Source organism: Aurantiacibacter sp. KMU-128 (genome assembly GCF_056933515.1).
Window position 1 is genome coordinate 2,163,287 of sequence record NZ_JBXORT010000001.1, and the last position, 16,454, is coordinate 2,179,740.

10 protein-coding genes are annotated in these 16,454 nt (G+C 61.3%); 5 read left to right on the forward strand and 5 right to left on the reverse strand.

Translation table 11 applies throughout. From position 1 onward, the window contains the following. The 4 genes from ACS0VV_RS10630 (at position 1) to ACS0VV_RS10645 (ending at position 4,076) form a co-directional block, all read left to right on the forward strand. Entirely contained in the window at positions 1 to 666 is a 666-nt protein-coding gene (locus tag ACS0VV_RS10630; protein WP_483532678.1) for a CpaD family pilus assembly protein, read from the forward strand. Between the two features lies 1 nt (position 667). Beyond that, a complete protein-coding gene (locus ACS0VV_RS10635; RefSeq protein ID WP_483532679.1) occupies positions 668 to 1,966 on the forward strand; it encodes a CpaE/TadZ family protein in 1,299 nt (432 codons plus the stop codon). Between the two features lie 87 nt (positions 1,967 to 2,053). Further along, positions 2,054 to 3,025, forward strand: coding sequence for a type II secretion system F family protein (locus ACS0VV_RS10640; RefSeq protein WP_483532680.1), 972 nt, complete (start codon positions 2,054 to 2,056; stop codon positions 3,023 to 3,025). Positions 3,026 to 3,038: 13 nt separating this feature from the next. Beyond that, complete coding sequence (locus ACS0VV_RS10645) at positions 3,039 to 4,076, forward strand: type II secretion system F family protein (protein ID WP_483532681.1); 1,038 nt, start codon at positions 3,039 to 3,041, stop codon at positions 4,074 to 4,076. A 78-nt stretch (positions 4,077 to 4,154) separates the two neighbouring features. Here the strand turns inward: ACS0VV_RS10645 and ACS0VV_RS10650 are convergent, their stop codons facing one another. The 4 genes from ACS0VV_RS10650 to ACS0VV_RS10665 form a co-directional block, all read right to left on the reverse strand. Beyond that, positions 4,155 to 4,631: a MarR family winged helix-turn-helix transcriptional regulator gene (locus ACS0VV_RS10650; protein WP_483532682.1), complete on the reverse strand. Its 477-nt coding sequence runs from the start codon at positions 4,629 to 4,631 to the stop codon at positions 4,155 to 4,157. A gap of 68 nt (positions 4,632 to 4,699) precedes the next feature. Beyond that, positions 4,700 to 5,587, reverse strand: coding sequence for an S-methyl-5'-thioadenosine phosphorylase (gene mtnP / locus ACS0VV_RS10655; RefSeq protein WP_483532683.1), 888 nt, complete (start codon positions 5,585 to 5,587; stop codon positions 4,700 to 4,702). A 27-nt stretch (positions 5,588 to 5,614) separates the two neighbouring features. Beyond that, positions 5,615 to 6,400 carry an SDR family NAD(P)-dependent oxidoreductase gene (locus ACS0VV_RS10660; protein WP_483532684.1) on the reverse strand — a complete coding sequence of 262 codons (786 nt, stop codon included), beginning with the start codon at positions 6,398 to 6,400 and terminating at the stop codon, positions 5,615 to 5,617. A 141-nt stretch (positions 6,401 to 6,541) separates the two neighbouring features. Next, positions 6,542 to 9,994 (reverse strand): TonB-dependent receptor domain-containing protein, encoded by a 3,453-nt coding sequence (locus tag ACS0VV_RS10665; RefSeq protein WP_483532685.1) that lies wholly within the window; start codon positions 9,992 to 9,994, stop codon positions 6,542 to 6,544. A gap of 488 nt (positions 9,995 to 10,482) precedes the next feature. Between ACS0VV_RS10665 and ACS0VV_RS10670 the strand changes: the two genes are divergently transcribed. After that, the gene (locus ACS0VV_RS10670; RefSeq protein ID WP_483532686.1) at positions 10,483 to 13,752 is read left to right on the forward strand and encodes a TonB-dependent receptor domain-containing protein; all 3,270 of its coding nucleotides are present in this window, start codon (positions 10,483 to 10,485) and stop codon (positions 13,750 to 13,752) included. A gap of 74 nt (positions 13,753 to 13,826) precedes the next feature. Here ACS0VV_RS10670 and clpB read toward each other — a convergent pair whose 3' ends face one another. Continuing rightward, on the reverse strand, positions 13,827 to 16,406 hold the full coding sequence (gene clpB, locus ACS0VV_RS10675; protein ID WP_483532687.1) for an ATP-dependent chaperone ClpB: 2,580 nt from the start codon (positions 16,404 to 16,406) through the stop codon (positions 13,827 to 13,829). Positions 16,407 to 16,454: the final 48 nt, after the last annotated feature.

Sequence of the window (16,454 nt, forward strand, 5' to 3'; positions counted from 1 at the left end):
ATGATGTATCCTGCAAAACGCTTCGCCATGACGGCGCTCGCTCTCTCGCTTGGCGCTGGTCTGTCGGCCTGTGGCACCATGAACGAAGGCCCGCAGAACATGACGCTTTACAGCGTCAACCAGCCGGTGGTCGAACGCCAGAACTTCGCACTCGATCTCGCCGCCAATGGCGCAGGATTGAGCGTGCCCGAACAGGCGCGGCTTGCCGACTGGTTCGAAACCCTCGAACTTGGCTATGGTGACCGCGTTGCCATCGACGATCCGACGGGCAGCCGTGCGGTGACCGAAGATGTCGCTGCTGTCGCCAGCCGTTTCGGCATCCTTCTGAGCGACGGCGCGCCGATCACCGAAGGTTATGTCAATCCGGGCAATATCCGGGTCGTGGTAACCCGTTCCAGCGCCCATGTTCCCGGCTGCCCCAACTGGCGCGACCAGTACGGCTTCAACCAGGGCAACCAGACCTCGCCCGGTTATGGCTGCGCCGTGAACAGCAACGTCGCCGCCATGGTCGCCGATCCCGAGCACCTGCTCAACGGCGCCAGCGGCACCGGCACCACGGTTATCCAGACATCGAACCGCGCGATCAACGCTTACCGTGAAGCTGCACCTTCGGGCGCTGGCGGCACTGTCCTGCCGGAAGCCCGCGCTGGTGGAGGGGGTGAATAAGATGAGCAATTCCTGGAAACCCGGCCCGCTGGGCAACCGCGATCCGTTCTCCGCCTATATCTGCGATGATGGCGCGCTCGATGCGCTGCGCCCGGTCGTTATCGAAATGGGCTGGCAGATCGAAAAGTGCAACAAGGGCGGCCTGCGCAACGCGATCCAGTCGCTGTCTATCGCTGCCAGCCCGGCCATTCTGATGGTCGATCTGTCTGAGAGCGGCGACCCGCTTAACGATATCAATGCGCTGGCAGAGGTTTGCGAACCCGGCACGGTGGTGATCGCGGTCGGTCAGGTGAACGATGTGCGCCTCTATCGCGATCTGCTCGCGAGCGGCATTCACGATTACCTGCTGAAGCCGCTTTCGGCGAGCCAGCTGCGCGATTCGCTGACTCAGGCACAGGCCGTGTTCTCCTCGCCGCGCAATGGTGGCGATGGCGATCAGGAACACGAACACGTTGCCACCGCCGTGGTCGGCACGCGTGGCGGCGTAGGTGCCTCGACGCTGGCAACCTCGCTCGCCTGGCTGTTCTCGATCGAGCACGAACGTTCGACTGCGCTGCTCGATCTGGACGTCCATTTCGGCACGGGGGCGCTTTCGCTCGATCTCGAGCCGGGCCGCGGCCTGACCGACGCAATCGACAACCCCAGCCGCATTGACGGTCTGTTTATCGAACGTGCGATGATCCGCGCGAACGATAACCTTGCGATCATGTCGGCCGAGGCACCGATCAATTCGCCGCTGATGACCGATGGCACGGCCTTCCTGCAACTGGAGGAAGAGTTCCGTCAGGCCTTCGACATGACGGTGATCGATCTGCCGCGCAATATGCTGATCAACTTCCCGCACCTGTTGCAGGATGTGAATGTGGTGACGCTGGTGACCGAGCTGACCCTCGCTTCCGCCCGCGATACGATCCGCATCCTGTCCTGGCTCAAGCAGAACGCGCCGGGTGCCCACCCTATGATCGTCTGCAACAAGATGCAGACCGGCGCGGCGGAAATCAGCAAGGCCGATTTCGAAGCCTCCATCGAACGCCCGATCAATTTCCAGATCGCGTTCGACCAGAAGGCGGCGGCCAATGCGGCAAAGCTGGGCCAAACCTTTGCGGAAGCCAACAAAGGCAGCCGCGCGGTCGCGCCGATCCGCGATATCGCCAAGACGATTGTCGGCGTAGCTGCGGATGACGGAGCCAGCCTCGAAAATCTTGGCAAGAAGCCTTCGATGCTCAGCGGTTTCGATCTGAAATCGCTGCTTGGCGGCGGCAAGAAGACGTCGGCCAAGGAAGCGGTTGACGCAGACTAAGGATACAGGGGCGGGCCTTCCCCGCCCCTGCAACCACCGGCCTTCGGGCACGCAAATTGACAATTTCAAGGTGAGAGAAGAGCGATCATGAACATCATCCAGCTCGTGCTTGTGGCCGGTGGCCTGATGGGTTTGATGATCCTCGGCTATTTGCTGCTCGATGGCAAATCGCCGGCGAAGGAAGGCCAGCGCCGGCTTGAATCGCTGCGCCACCGTCATTCCGAAAGCACCGTCGACAAAGTCGAAAGCCAGCTGAAGAAGGCAATTGCCGCGCGCAAGCCGAAGCGGTTTACCACCGCCGGCTCCGGTTCGCGCATCCAGGCGCTGGCGCTGCGCTTGAACCGCACTGGCAAGGGCTGGTCGGTCGGAAATTATATCTACGCATCGGTCGGCATTGCCGTTGCCATCACCGCGCTGCTGTATCTGCAAACTGGCGCAGCATTGCTCTCACTCGGCGTGGGCTTGCTGATCGGGGCCGGTCTGCCGCATCTTGTGGTGGGCAATTTCATCAAACGCCGCACCGCTGCCTTCAACGCGAAATTCCCCGATGCCATCGAATTGTTGGTGCGCGGCCTGCGTTCGGGTCTGCCGGTGGCAGAAACGCTGACCGTCGTCGGGCAGGAAGTCCCCGGCCCCGTGGGCGTCGAGTTCCGCCAAGTGGTGGAGCGCATCAAGATCGGCCGCACGATGGAAGAATCCTTGCAGGAAACCGCTGACAAGCTCGGCACCGCAGAATTCCAGTTCTTCGTCATCACGCTGGCTATCCAGCGCGAGACGGGCGGCAACCTTGCCGAAACCTTGTCCAACCTGTCCGACGTGCTGCGCAAACGCGCGCAGATGAAGCTGAAGATCAAGGCGATGAGCTCCGAATCGAAGGCCTCGGCTTACATCGTCGGCGCGCTCCCCTTCATCGTGTTCGGCATGATCTACTGGATCAACCCGAATTATATCGGCGGCTTCTTCACCGATGATCGCCTGATTGCGACCGGCCTGTTCGGCCTGGTGTGGATGTCCATCGGTGCGGGCATCATGGCCAAAATGGTCAGCTTCGAGATCTAAGGCGGAGGACGATATGACCCTTTTGAGCTTCGCCCCCGCATCCGGCCCCACCCTGCTTGGCGTGGATGTGATCCTTGTCGGCACGATCCTGGCAGGGATCGCCGCTGCGGCCACGATGTTTGCGATTTACGCCGCCGTCACGGTGAAAGACCCGATGGCCAAGCGCGTCAAAGCGCTGAACGATCGCCGTGCCGAACTGAAAACCGGGATGCTCACCCAGACGTCCAAAAAGCGTCAGAGCCTGGTGCGCAAGACCGACACCACAGAAAAGGTCAAAGACACGCTGCAGGGTATGCGTGTGTTGCAGGAAGACCAGGTGAAGGACGTGCAGCAGAAGCTGGCGCAGGCCGGTTTCCGCAATAAGGAATATGCCGTCGTCATCATTTTCGCGCGCATGATCCTGCCGATTGTGCTCGGCCTGATCGGTGTGGTGCTGTTCTACTGGACCGACACTTTCCCCGATTGGGGCAGCATGAAGCGCTTCGGTGGCTTCGCCGCGATGGTGATTGCCGGATACAAGGGCCCCGAAGTCTATCTGAAGAACATCGCGAACAAGCGCACCAAGGCGATCCAGAAGGGCCTGCCCGACGCACTCGACCTGCTGGTGATCTGCGCCGAGGCCGGCCTGACCGTTGACGCCGCTTTCAACCGCGTCGCCCGTGAACTGGGCCGTGCCTATCCCGAGCTGGGCGACGAGTTTGCGCTGACCGCTATTGAACTCGCCTTCCTCACCGAACGGCGTCAGGCTTTCGAAAACCTTGCCTATCGTGTCGACCTGGATGCCGTGCGCGGGGTGGTGACCACCATGATCCAGACCGAACGCTACGGCACGCCGCTGGCATCCGCGCTGCGTGTGCTTTCGGCCGAATTCCGCAACGAGCGCATGATGCGCGCCGAGGAGAAGGCCGCACGCCTGCCCGCGATCATGACCGTGCCGCTGATCCTGTTCATTCTGCCGGTGCTGTTCATCGTGATCCTTGGCCCCGCGGCCTGTTCGATCGGCGATGCTTTCTCCGGCGATGGCCCGGGCAGCAACACGCCGCCGAGCTAAAGTTTCACCTGGCTTCGGCCAAAAAGGAACCCCCGCACAGCCTCGGCAGTGCGGGGGTTTTTGTTTGCCGCGAGCGGCCTAGCGAATGCCGTAGCCGCCGGTAAAACTCGCTTCCGACAAATCCTCTGCCTGATGCCGTGCCTTGTGCAAGAGCGCACGGAACAGGTCGAGCTCCTCTGTCGAGAAGCCGGCAAACAGCTTGCGTTCCATTTCCAGCGCCAGCGGCAGGATTTCGGAATGCATGGCCGCCCCATCCGGCGTCAGATCGAGCAGGTGCGAGCGGCCGTCCTGTTCGTTGGGCTGGCGTTGGGCGAGACCGCGTTCTTCCAGCACTTTGCACGCGCGGTTGACGGCCACCTTGTCCATCAGCGTGCGCTTGGTCAGATCGCGCTGAGTCATCGCGCCAGCATCGCCCAGCACCGCCATCACGCGCCACTCTGGGATGCTCAGGCCCCAGCGCTGGCGATATTCCATCGCGATGCGCCCGCTCACCGCATTGGAGGCGAGGGACAACTGGTAAGGGAGAAAGCGAGCGAGTGTGCTGGTTGGTTGCATAAGCAACAACATTGTTGGCATTTTGCCGATTTGGCAAGGATGTTAATGTTTGGAGCGCCTCCGCGACATCAAGCGTCCTGTTCCGGCACCTGCGCGAGCAATCGTCCAGCAACCGCATCAAGCCGCGCCGCTAGCGCCGGGTTCCAGGAATCCTGCGGGGTAATGATCGCGGTGTCGAGCACCGTGTCGATCGGGCTGGCACTGCGCGACTTGGGTAGCGCTGCGCCCAGTTCAGCAAGCAAAGCCCGGGCGTTTTCGGCATTGCCGGACATGACTTTCAGGATATCCGCCACATCGACGTCCCCGTCAGGCGCGCGCCAGCAATCGTAATCGGTCACCATCCCGACCAGAGCATAGGGCAGCTCGGCCTCGCGGGCGAGGCGGGCTTCGGGCATCGCTGTCATGCCGATCACATCGGCACCCCAGGCGCGGTAGAGCGTGCTCTCCGCGCGGGTGGAGAATTGCGGGCCTTCGATAGCGACATAGGTGCCGCCCTGGTGGGTTGTCGCCCCGGCATTGTCCGCCGCCCTCGCCACGAGCGCGGAAAGACGCGGACATACAGGGTCGGCGAGCGGCACGTGCGCGGTTATGCCTTGCCCAAAGAAGCTCCGTTCGCGCCCCGTGGTGCGGTCGATCAGTTGGTCAACCACCACGAAGTGGCCCGGCGCATAGCGTTCCTGCAGACTGCCTATCGCCGAGATTGCCACGACATCGGTCACCCCGCAGCGCTTCAGCACATCGATATTGGCGCGGTAATTCACATGGCTTGGCGAATAGCGATGGCCCTTGCCATGGCGCGCAAGGAAGGTGAAGCGAACTCCGCCGATAAAGCCCGTTGTGACCGGGCCTGAAGGTTCGCCGAAGGCGCTGGCGACTTCGATCTCCTGCGCGTCGGTCAACGCCCCGGGATCATACAGTCCCGAACCGCCGATAACACCGATATGCCATTCTGCCATGGAGAACTCCGCTGATTACTCGGGGTCTTACTTCGGAGGCATCCGGATTGCCCCGTCGAGGCGGACGCATTCGCCGTTGAAATAGCCGGTTTCGATCATGAAGCAGGCGAGCGCGGCGTATTCGGCCGGATCGCCCAGACGTTTGGGGAACGGCACCGCCTCCGCCAGCGCCGCTTGCGCTTTTTCGGGCAATCCGGCGAGCATCGCCGTGCCGAAAATGCCCGGAAGGATGGCGTTGACGCGGATGCCCTCGCCCATCAGATCACGCGCGAGCGGCAAGGTCATGCCCTTTACGCCTGCCTTGGACGAGGCGTAGGCGATCTGCCCGATCTGCCCGTCCTCCGCCGCGACAGAGGCGGTGTTGACGATGGCGCCGCGCTCGCCATGCGCGCCCACCGGATCGAGCGTCACCATGCCCGCCGCAGATTTGGCGCAGCACAGGAAAGTGCCGACCAGATTGATGCGGATGACCTTTTCGAAGGCGGCGAGCGGTAAGTGGCTGATTTCGCCCGTGTCGCGGTCCCGCTTCACGGTCTTGGCGGCGGTGGCAATGCCGGCGCAATTGACCAGCACCCGTTCCTGACCGTGCGCGGCGCGGGCCTTGGCAAAGCCTGCGTCAACCGATGCTTCATCGGTCACATCCACGGTGCAGGCGATCCCTCCAATCTCGGCCGCGACCTCGGCGGCGCGCTGCGCATTCATGTCAAACAGCGCGACCTTGGCACCCTTGGCGGCAAGCGCGCGGGCCGTGGCCTCCCCCAGGCCGGAGGCGCCGCCGGTGACGACGGCGGCAATGGTGGAGTCGATAATCATGCCTGTGCCTTGCTCCCTAGCTCTGATGCCAGCGTCCTACGCCATGCGATGACGTGGTCAAGCGAGGCGCGTCGCGCCCACACAAGAAAAAGGCCCCGCAGCGTGAACTGCGGGGCCCTTTCGTTTCGGTTGTGACAGCGATCAGAAGCGAACGTTGATCGAACCGAAGAACTCGCGACCGTTAATGTCGTAACCGTTACCGATGGCGGTGTTCGAGCGACCGAACACTTCCGAGGTATCGATCAGCGGCGGATCGCGATCGAACACGTTGGTCACACCGGCACGCAGCGTGATGTCGTCGCTGAAGTCGTAGCGCACCGAAACGGTGTGTACGAAGTAATCATCAGCGAAGTCGACGTCGGAGCAGTAGTTGCCGTCTCCAGCCACGATCCCGTCAAGCTGACCGAAGTTCGGCCCAGCATCAAGGATACGCGAACCTGCACCCAGACAGGTATCCGAGAACACGCCAAGGAACTCGCCAGCTTCGTTGAAGCCCCAAGCGTCTACGAACGGATCCGAGGCGCCGAAGGCCGAGGTCTGACCGATCCAACGGGTCGACCACGTCAGGACGAAGTCGGAGTAGCCAGCCGCGAAGGTGGCACGGCCAGTCCAAGCAGGGAAGCCGAAGGTGCCTGCAGCTTCGAACGAGTCTGCGTTACCTTCATCGTCGAGGAAGATCGTCTCACGGCGGATCAGGTGGTTGGCGCGCAAGTTGAGGCTCAGATCGAGCGTCTCGTTGCCAAGCGGCACACCGTAATCAAGCGTCGCGTTCAGATCGATACCGCGAACCGTTTCCTGGTTGACGTTGATGAAGCCAGCGAAAACGCCGTTCACCAGACGACGACCTGCCGGATCCGAGTCATATTCGATGAAATCGCACAGGTTGCTGCGGTCGGCATTCTCGCTCAGGAAGCACCCGTTCACAACCGACTGGCCGGTCGGTTCGATAATCGCACCGCGGACGTCGATATTGAAGTAGTTGAAGCTGAACGAGATACCGAAATCGCCAATGTCTTCGGTGATGCTGATACCAGCAGTCAGCGATTCCGACGTTTCCGGATCGAGATCAAGGCTACCACCCGAGGTGATTTCCGTGCTCGAAACCTGCAGCGTGTTGATACCGCTGCTGTCGATACCGACGGTGGTCGGATCGCGGCCTTCCCGGCGGCAATTAGCAAGGATGAACGGATCACGGTTGTCCTGACCGGCGACATAGCCCGCACCACCAAGGCCCGGCGGCTCGTAAGCGGCATCCGGAACGGCACATGGGTCAAAAATCCCGCCGAAGCCCGACTGGCCGGCAAGGAAGTTCTCGCGCAGGTTAGGCGCACGGAACGACGTGCCGTAGGTCATACGCAGCAGAACTTGCGGGATCGGCTGCCAGCCCGCACCCAGCGAGTAGGTAGCGTTGGTACCGTAGAATTCCTCATCGCTGATACGGCCAGCGGCTTTGAAATCGAAGGTACCGAACGTGTCCGAATCGAAGACCGGAACGTTGATTTCGCCGAAGCTCTCGATGATGTACTTGCTACCCACGGCGCCTTGGTCGGCGAAGAAGCCCCAGAACAGGCCATCCGACGCAACGAGGTCCGGCTGCGAGTTGATCGAGTCACTGCGATATTCACCGCCGAGCACGATCGAGAGCGGGCCGGCAGGCAGTTCGAACAGGTCACCCGTGATGAACGCCGATGCAACGACCTGCTCGTAAGTGGTGTCGAAGGTACGTTCACCGAACAGGTAGTCACGCTCTGCCTGCGTCGCGAAATCACCGGCTGGGCCTGGGAGATAGAGCGAGGTGGCAAACAGGTTGACCGGCACACAGCCTTGACCGATTCCCGGTGCAAGCAGCTGCGGGTTGCGGAAGTTTGTGCCGCAAGGACCGTCGGACAGCAACGGAGAAGTCGTCAACGAGATGTAGTCATCCGCAACGCCATTGCCGTTGTTGTCGACGATACCGTCACCGTTGAAGTCGGCAGTCGGGTCGATACCGAGCGCGTGGGCGAGGAAGTCTTCACGGATACCGCGACGGATCGAGGAACCTTCCGAACGCGAATAGACAACCGATGCTTCGTAGCTCCAGCTGTCCCCAATGAACGGCAGGTCAAGCCGCACACCGAACACGCCGCGATACTGTTCCTGCACCGTTTCGACGTTGTTACGGTCACCGATGATCGACGGGATCGGGCGAACCGGCAGACGGAAGCCCGTGCTGTTAACCGGACCAAAGCCGTAATTTTCGGTGAAGTAACGGTTTTCCGCAGCACGACAGTCAACGCCATTGGGGTTGGTCGTGAAGTTACACGGATTGAACACGTTGCTCGAGGGAACCCACGGGAAGAACTGCGGCGGGCCGCTGTTCCGCACGTTCACTTCGGCGCGGCTGTACAGCGCTTCGAAGAACGGCGTGATGTTCAGATCGGTGCCGAGATTGTACTCGCCATAGGCCATGACGTTGTACAGATCCTGCGGACTGATGAACGACTGGTTGGGGTCGTTACCGTTCACAGTCCGGGTCGACAGATCGATATCCTGGAAACCGTCGCCATCGGCGTCGACCGGAACACCCAGTGCGTCATTCGTTTCCGAGAGGAACGGAATGTAATAGTTGCCCGGGAAGCCGGTGCCGAGGCCACGATCGACGTTGTCGAGGTAGAGCGAGCCACCGAATGTGCTGGCAACCTGCACACGGCCGGTAATACGGTCGAACTTACAGGGCTGCACCAGCGAGGTAATCCGACGACCGATTTCGGTCACCGAGGTCTGCTCGTTGAAAGCAGCCGTCGCCACGTCGTTGCGGTAAATGTTGCCCGCCGCATCGGTTTCGTAGTGCGTATCGCAACCCTGGAAGAAGTCACGGTCACCGTTCAGCACTTCGTCACGGCGCGAATATTCCGCACCGATGCCGAAGAAGCCGCGGTCGAAAGTCGTGCCCCAAGCACCGGAGATGGTGTAGTCGTCACCACCATTGCTCTGCTCGTTCTTGTTGCCGCTGGCAAAGAACTCGAAGCCGTCAATATCGGTCCGCAGCACGATGTTGCCCACACCGGCCACAGCGTCCGAACCGTACACCGACGATGCACCGTCGAGGAGCAGGTCATAGCGCTGGATCAGCGAGGTCGGCAGCAGGTTGATCGAGGGGTTGGTCGGCGCGCCTTCCACACCGGCAGGTGCGAGGCGGCGGCCATTGATCATGAGCAGCGTACGGTCAGCACCCAGACCGCGCAGGTCGAGCGTTTGCGAGCCCGGACCGTTGTTCAGCACGAAGCCCTGGAAGGTTGCGTCGATCTGCGTACCAGCAGCAGCTTCCGAGCGCTGCAGAATCTCTGCCGCGTCGAATTCACCGACGTCACGGGCCGCTTCGCTGTCAAGCACCTGCAGCGGCGAGATGCTGTTGTAGGTGGTCGTCGTGCGCAGACGCGAGCCGGTAACAACGATGCGTTCTTCCGATTGCTCGGTTTCCGGATCGCCGACCGATACCTCTTCCTCATCATCGGGATCTGCCTGCTGCGCAAAAGCCGGCCCACCGGCCAGCAGCGCAACTGCCGATACCGACAGTGCAAGACCCGTTAGGGCGTTCTTCTGAAATTTTTTCATGTGTGTCCCATCCACCTTGTAGATTTCGAATTCACAAACCGTTCAGCGCCAGAGAGCAAAGGTGCGAGGCTCCAAAAACGCCGAGCGTACGATCTGCAGGGGTAAGCTGCGATTGAATCACGCTGTGTCGCATGACTGCAATAGCGTCTCCCCCTTGTCAAAATGGCAAATGGGAGAAGCGCGGGTAATCCTCACATTTGAAACAATCTGTGGCTAAAAGCACACACTTGGCCGCAGGTATGGCTGATTGTTGCCGGATACCCAGCTGCCGAGAACGATCCGCGACGCAAACCGGTACTGTGTTGTTGCAATGCAACATGAGCCCTCCAAAATCTGGCAAAGCCGAGCCATGAAATTGCAATGGCGTGCGAAATCCAACAGGTTTCTCGTATCGTGGGACATTCCTGTTCAGCCAGAAAGGGCTTTTTGTAGTGAAATTCCAAACCTCCCTGCGTGCTGCATGCGCACCATTCGCCATTTCGGTTGCCTTGTGTTCGGCGCCTGCCTTTGCACAGGACGCTGGTGCTTCCGAGGACCCTGAGGGCGACCCGATCGTGGTGGTCGGCTCGCGCATCCAACGCGATGCCAACGAAGCGGCTGCCGCCCCGGTGGCGACCGTCTCGGTTGCCGATATCCGCGAAACCGGCGTGATCGACGCGACCGATGCACTGCGCGAAATCCCAGCCCTTTCGAACTCCGGCACGGTTGCTGACTCGCTGCAGAACGGCGCGGGTGGCATCGGCCAGGCGACGCTCAACCTGCGCGGCCTCGGCGCGGTGCGCACGCTGGTGCTGGTTGACGGGCAGCGCCACGTCTCCGGTGTCGCCGGCAGCCAGATCGTCGACGTGTCGACCATTCCCACTGGCCTGATTGAGCGCGTCGAAGTGCTCACCGGCGGCGCCTCCGCCGTATACGGTGCCGACGCTGTCACGGGCGTTGTGAACTATGTGCTGCGCGACGATCTCGACGGCTTCCTGCTCGATGGCGTTGCGGGTCTGTCGGGCAATGGCGACGGCTTCACCGCCTCGATCGACGGCGCCTACGGTATGAACTTCGCCGACAATCGCGGCAATGTCACGCTGGCGGTCGGCTATTCGAATAGCGAGCAATTGCTGCAGGGTGATCGCGATTTCTTCGCCAATAACGGTCGCTTCAACACCGGTACGACCTATCCCAGCCCGCTGCTTCGCTTCCAGCGCGGCGACATCACCAATGCGACGCCGAACTTCCAGAACTTTTACAGCATCGCCAATTTCAGCTTCCCCATCGGCTTCCGCATCCCGCTGCCGGGCTCGGCAGACTACAACGCGATCTTCACCGGTGGTGTCACACCGACCGCTGCCGAGCAGGCCTTGATCGACCGTGCGACCAACGCCCCGGCCCTCGCCTACCAGGCCGATCCGCGCTTTGCGATTTCGTCGGGCGCTGGCCTGATCTTCCGCCGCGATTTCGGCTTCTTCGATGCCGACATCAACAACAACGGCATCAATGACTGTCAGGAAAGCTTCATCGGCCTCACCGGCTTTGGCGGGGGTGGCTGCTACGTTTCGACCCCTGACGGCGGCGTAAAGATTTTCGAAGACGGCATTGTGGCCAGTTCGTCGAACCAGTTCGGCGGTGACGGTGCGCCCGAGCGGTTGAGCGGCGCGACGCTGATCCCGGGCAATGAGCGCGTCTATGCCAACCTGCTCGCCAATTACGAGCTAACGCCGGGCGTCGAATTCTTCGTCGATGCCAAGTATGTGAATTCGTACACGGAATCGCAGAACCCGTATAACACCTTCTACGACTCGCTGCTCATCTTCGCCGACAACCCCTACATCCCCGCCGTGCTGCAAGCCGATGCGGATGATGCGGGCGGTCTGCGCGTCAGCCGCGACTTCACCGATCTCGGCCTTGCCCGCCAGCTGGCCGAGCGCGAAACCTATCGCGCGGTGGCTGGCCTGCGCGGCGAGTTTGGCAGCACCGATGAATTTGCTTGGCAGATTTCGGGCAATTACGGTCGCTTCGAATCTCGCATCGAAAACGAAAACACCGTTCTGCCCGACCGTCTGTTCGCGTCGATCGACGCGGTGGACGAAGGCGAGTTCCTGAATGGCCGGGCCAATGGCAATATCGTTTGCCGTTCCGACCTTGACCCGAATGCCCGCCACCCGGGCAGCCAGTTCTTCCCGGTGATCGATGGCGGCTTCTTCACCTTCAACCCGGGCGACGGCAGCTGCGTCCCCTCCTCGCTGTTCAACGGCGAGCGGTCGGTCAGCGCAGCGGCGGTGGATTTCATCACCGAGACGACCGTCAACACCACCACGCTCGAACAGCTGGTGTTCAGCGCCAGCCTTGTGGGCGATACCAGCAGCTTCTTCGAGCTTCCGGGCGGCGCGGTCGCATTCGCCGTGGGTGCGGAATACCGTGAGGAGCGCAGCAGCTTCGAATTCGATCCGCTGACGCTGGGCATCGCCCAGATCACCACGCCCGATATCAATGCGGGCCAGTTCATCGGTGATGTGTCCGGCAACCAGCAGCTGGTGTTCGACGCGCAGACGCAGGTGTTCAATTCGGGCGGCGAGTTCGACGTTGCGGAAATCTACGGCGAAATCAACATTCCGATCCTGTCGGCAATGCCGTTCTTCGATACGCTCGAAGTATCAGGCGCAGCGCGATTCTCGGAATATTCGACCGTCGGCAGCACCTTCACTTGGAGCGTGAGCGGCATCTGGGCACCGGTGGAAGACATCCGCTTCCGGGGCACCTATTCGCAGGCCGTGCGCGCGCCGAACATCGACGAGCTGTTCAGCCCGCAACAGGGCACGGTGTTCCGTCCGTCCGATCCGTGTGACGTATCGCAGATCGCGGTGCTCGATGCGGCGGCAGCGGCCAACCGTCAGGCCAATTGTATTGCCGACTTCCAGGCGCTGGGCGCGGCGGCAAGCGCCTATTCCACCAACGGCGTTTACGATTATTCGGATCCGCTGACGGCGCGCTTCTCGGGCACCACTGGCGGCAACCCGAACCTCAATGAAGAAACGGCGACGACCTACACCTTCGGTACGGTCATCCAGCCACGCTTCATTCCGGGCCTGACGATCTCGGCGGACTATTACAACATCGTGATCGAAGACGCGATTTCCGCCGTTGGCGCGCAGGACATTGTCGATACCTGTTACGATTCGACCGCGTTCCCGAACCAGTTCTGCGGCCAATTCACCCGTAACGACGATCCCGGCAGCCCGACCTTCCTTGGCTTCAACTTCCTCAGCCAGACGCAGTTGAACTTCGGCAAGATCGAAACCGCCGGTATCGATGGCACCATCGCCTATCGCTTCAATATCGGCGAATTCGATATCGGCACGCGGGCATCGGTGAACTGGGTCGATTATCTCGACTTCTTCTTCGATCCGACCGATCCGACCAATGTCGATCCGGAGTTGCGCGAAGAGCAGCGCCCCGAATGGGCCGGTGTCGGCTCGATCAGCGTCGGTTTCAGCGATTTCACGCTGCGTTACGGCCTGCAATATGTCGGCAGCACCGCCTTCTCGGGCATCGAGATCGAAACCGCCGATGCACAGGTCGGCCCCGCTGGCTTCGCGGATGAGTATTTCATCCACGATCTGGCGCTGACCTATGACGCGAGCGACAGCATCTCGATCTATGGCGGGGTGAACAACCTCACCGACGAGCGTCCGTATCCGACGAACTTTGCCTATCCGGTGAACCCGTATGGCAGCTATTACTTCATCGGAATTTCGGTGCGCAACTAAGCCGCACCGCAAGCGCTAACGAAAAAGGGCGGGGAGCAATCCCCGCCCTTTTTGTTTCCGTTTGGCGGCTTGAGTTAGCTAACAACCATCGCCAACTCGCCCTCGCCTTCGTCGATCTTGACCGTGGAGCCATCGGGCACTTCGCCTGCCAGCAGCTTTTCAGCGAGCGGGTCTTGCAGGTAACGCTGCACCGCCCGCTTCAACGGCCGCGCGCCATAGACCGGATCATAGCCCACGCGGCCAAGCCACTTCTTTGCCCCCTCGGTCAGGTCGAGCACGATCTTGCGATCCTTCAGCAGCTTTTGCACCCGCGCTACCTGGATATCGACGATGGGCGCCATGTGCTCCTGCGCCAAGCGATGGAACAGCACGATTTCATCCAGCCGGTTTAGGAATTCGGGGCGGAAATGCCCGCGCACCACATCCATCACCTGATCCTCGACATCCTCCACCTTGCCGTCATCTCCAAGATTGGAAAGGAACTGGCTGCCGAGGTTTGACGTGAGGATAATCAGCGTGTTGCTGAAATCGACCTGCCGCCCCTGCCCGTCGGTCAGGCGGCCATCGTCGAGCACTTGCAGCAGCACGTTGAATACATCGGTATGCGCCTTCTCGACCTCGTCGAACAGCACCACCTGATAGGGCCGCCGCCGCACCGCTTCGGTCAGCACGCCGCCCTCGTCATAGCCGACATAGCCGGGAGGCGCGCCGATCAGTCGGGCGACCGAGTGCTTCTCCATGAACTCGCTCATGTCGATCCGCACCATCGCATTGTCGTCGTCGAACAGGAAGGCGGCCAGCGCCTTGGTCAGCTCGGTCTTGCCGACACCCGTGGGGCCGAGGAACAGGAAGCTGCCAAGCGGCCTGCCCGGGTCTTGCAAACCCGCCCGCGCGCGGCGCACGGCCTTGGACACGGCGGTAATCGCCTTTTCCTGTCCGATTACGCGCTTGCCCAGCGCCTCTTCCATCTTGAGCAGTTTTTCGCGCTCGCCTTCCATCATCTTGTCGATGGGAATACCCGTCCAGCGGCTGACGACAGAGGCGATATCGTCTTCGGTCACCTCTTCCTTCAGCAGTGCGTTTTCGGTGTGCGAACCGGCTTCGGCCAACTGCTTTTCTAGCGCCGGGATGGTGCCGTATTGCAGCTCGCCCGCCTTGGCGAGATCGCCGCCGCGCTGTGCCTGTTCGAGCTCGATCCGCGCGGCATCAAGGTCTTCCTTGATCTTCGCCTCGGCGTGGATCTTGTCGCGTTCGTTCTGCCAGCGCGTGGTTAGCTCGGAGGATTGCTGCTCCAGATTGGCGAGCTCTTCACGCAACGCAACCAGCCGCTCCTTCGATGCCGTGTCGCTTTCTTTGGTGAGCGAATGCTCCTCGATCTTGAGCTGGATAATCCGCCGGTCGAGATTCTCGATCTCCTCGGGCTTTGATTCCACCTCCATGCGGATACGGCTCGCGGCCTCATCCATCAGGTCGATGGCTTTATCAGGCAGGAAGCGGTCGGTGATGTAGCGTTCGGAGAGTTTCGCTGCGGCCACAATCGCGCCATCGGTGATGCGCACGCCGTGATGCAGCTCGTACTTTTCCTTGATGCCGCGCAGGATCGAAATCGTGTCCTCAACGCTCGGCTCGTCGACAAAGACCGGCTGGAAGCGGCGCTGGAGGGCGGCATCCTTCTCGACATATTTCTGGTACTCGTCGAGCGTGGTTGCACCAATTGTGTGCAGCTCACCGCGGGCTAATGCGGGTTTCAAGAGATTGGACGCATCCATGCTTCCCTCGGACGCGCCCGCACCGATAAGGGTGTGCATTTCATCAATGAAAAGAATGATTTCGCCATCCGCGCCCTTCACCTCGTCGAGCACGGATTTAAGCCGCTCTTCAAATTCGCCCCGATATTTCGCGCCTGCGATCATCGAGCCCAGATCGAGCGCCATCAGGCGGCGATCCTTCAGGCTGTCGGGCACGTCGCCATTGGCGATGCGCAGCGCAAGTCCTTCTGCAATAGCGGTTTTCCCGGTGCCGGGTTCGCCAATCACCACCGGATTGTTCTTCGTCCGTCGCGCGAGAATCTGCACCACACGGCGGATTTCCTCGTCCCGCCCGATCACCGGATCGAGCTTCCCGTCCCGCGCCGCCTGCGTCAAATCGCGGGCATATTTCTTCATCGCGTCATAGGTTGCCTCGGCATTGGCGCTGTCGGCATTCTTGCCCTTGCGCAGCTCTTCAATGGCGGAATTGAGCGCCTGCGGAGTGAGGCCCGCATCGGCGAGCGCCTTGCCCGCCTTGGTCTCCATCGCCAGCGCAAAGGCCAGCAGTAGGCGTTCGACGGTGACGTAGGAATCGCCCGCCTTTTCCGCCACTTGCTCGGCGCTATCGAGCAGCCGCACGGCGTCATTGTCGAGCCCCGGCGTCGCCTGTGCGCCCGAGCCGCTAACGGCAGGCACTTTGGCCAGCAGCGCGTCCACCTGCTGTACCGCCACACCCGGATTACCGCCCGCGCGTTGGATCAGTCCGGCGGCCATGCCTTCCGAATCCTCCAGCAGCGCCTTCAGGATATGCTCGGGCGAAATGCGCTGGTGCGACATCCGGATCGCCACGGTCTGCGCGCTTTGCAGAAAGCCCTTGGCGCGGTCGGTGAACTTTTCGAGATTCATGTGCGTGTTGTCCCCTCTCGGAATTACCCTCGACACATAGTGTTGCAC

Coding starts and splice junctions, on each gene's coding strand:
- ACS0VV_RS10630 (WP_483532678.1), top strand. CDS start 1: ATGATGTATCCTGCAAAACGCTTCGCCATGACGGCGCTCGCTCTCTCG.
- ACS0VV_RS10635 (WP_483532679.1), top strand. CDS start 668: ATGAGCAATTCCTGGAAACCCGGCCCGCTGGGCAACCGCGATCCGTTC.
- ACS0VV_RS10640 (WP_483532680.1), top strand. CDS start 2,054: ATGAACATCATCCAGCTCGTGCTTGTGGCCGGTGGCCTGATGGGTTTG.
- ACS0VV_RS10645 (WP_483532681.1), top strand. CDS start 3,039: ATGACCCTTTTGAGCTTCGCCCCCGCATCCGGCCCCACCCTGCTTGGC.
- ACS0VV_RS10650 (WP_483532682.1), bottom strand. CDS start 4,631: ATGCAACCAACCAGCACACTCGCTCGCTTTCTCCCTTACCAGTTGTCC.
- mtnP (WP_483532683.1), bottom strand. CDS start 5,587: ATGGCAGAATGGCATATCGGTGTTATCGGCGGTTCGGGACTGTATGAT.
- ACS0VV_RS10660 (WP_483532684.1), bottom strand. CDS start 6,400: ATGATTATCGACTCCACCATTGCCGCCGTCGTCACCGGCGGCGCCTCC.
- ACS0VV_RS10665 (WP_483532685.1), bottom strand. CDS start 9,994: ATGAAAAAATTTCAGAAGAACGCCCTAACGGGTCTTGCACTGTCGGTA.
- clpB (WP_483532687.1), bottom strand. CDS start 16,406: ATGAATCTCGAAAAGTTCACCGACCGCGCCAAGGGCTTTCTGCAAAGC.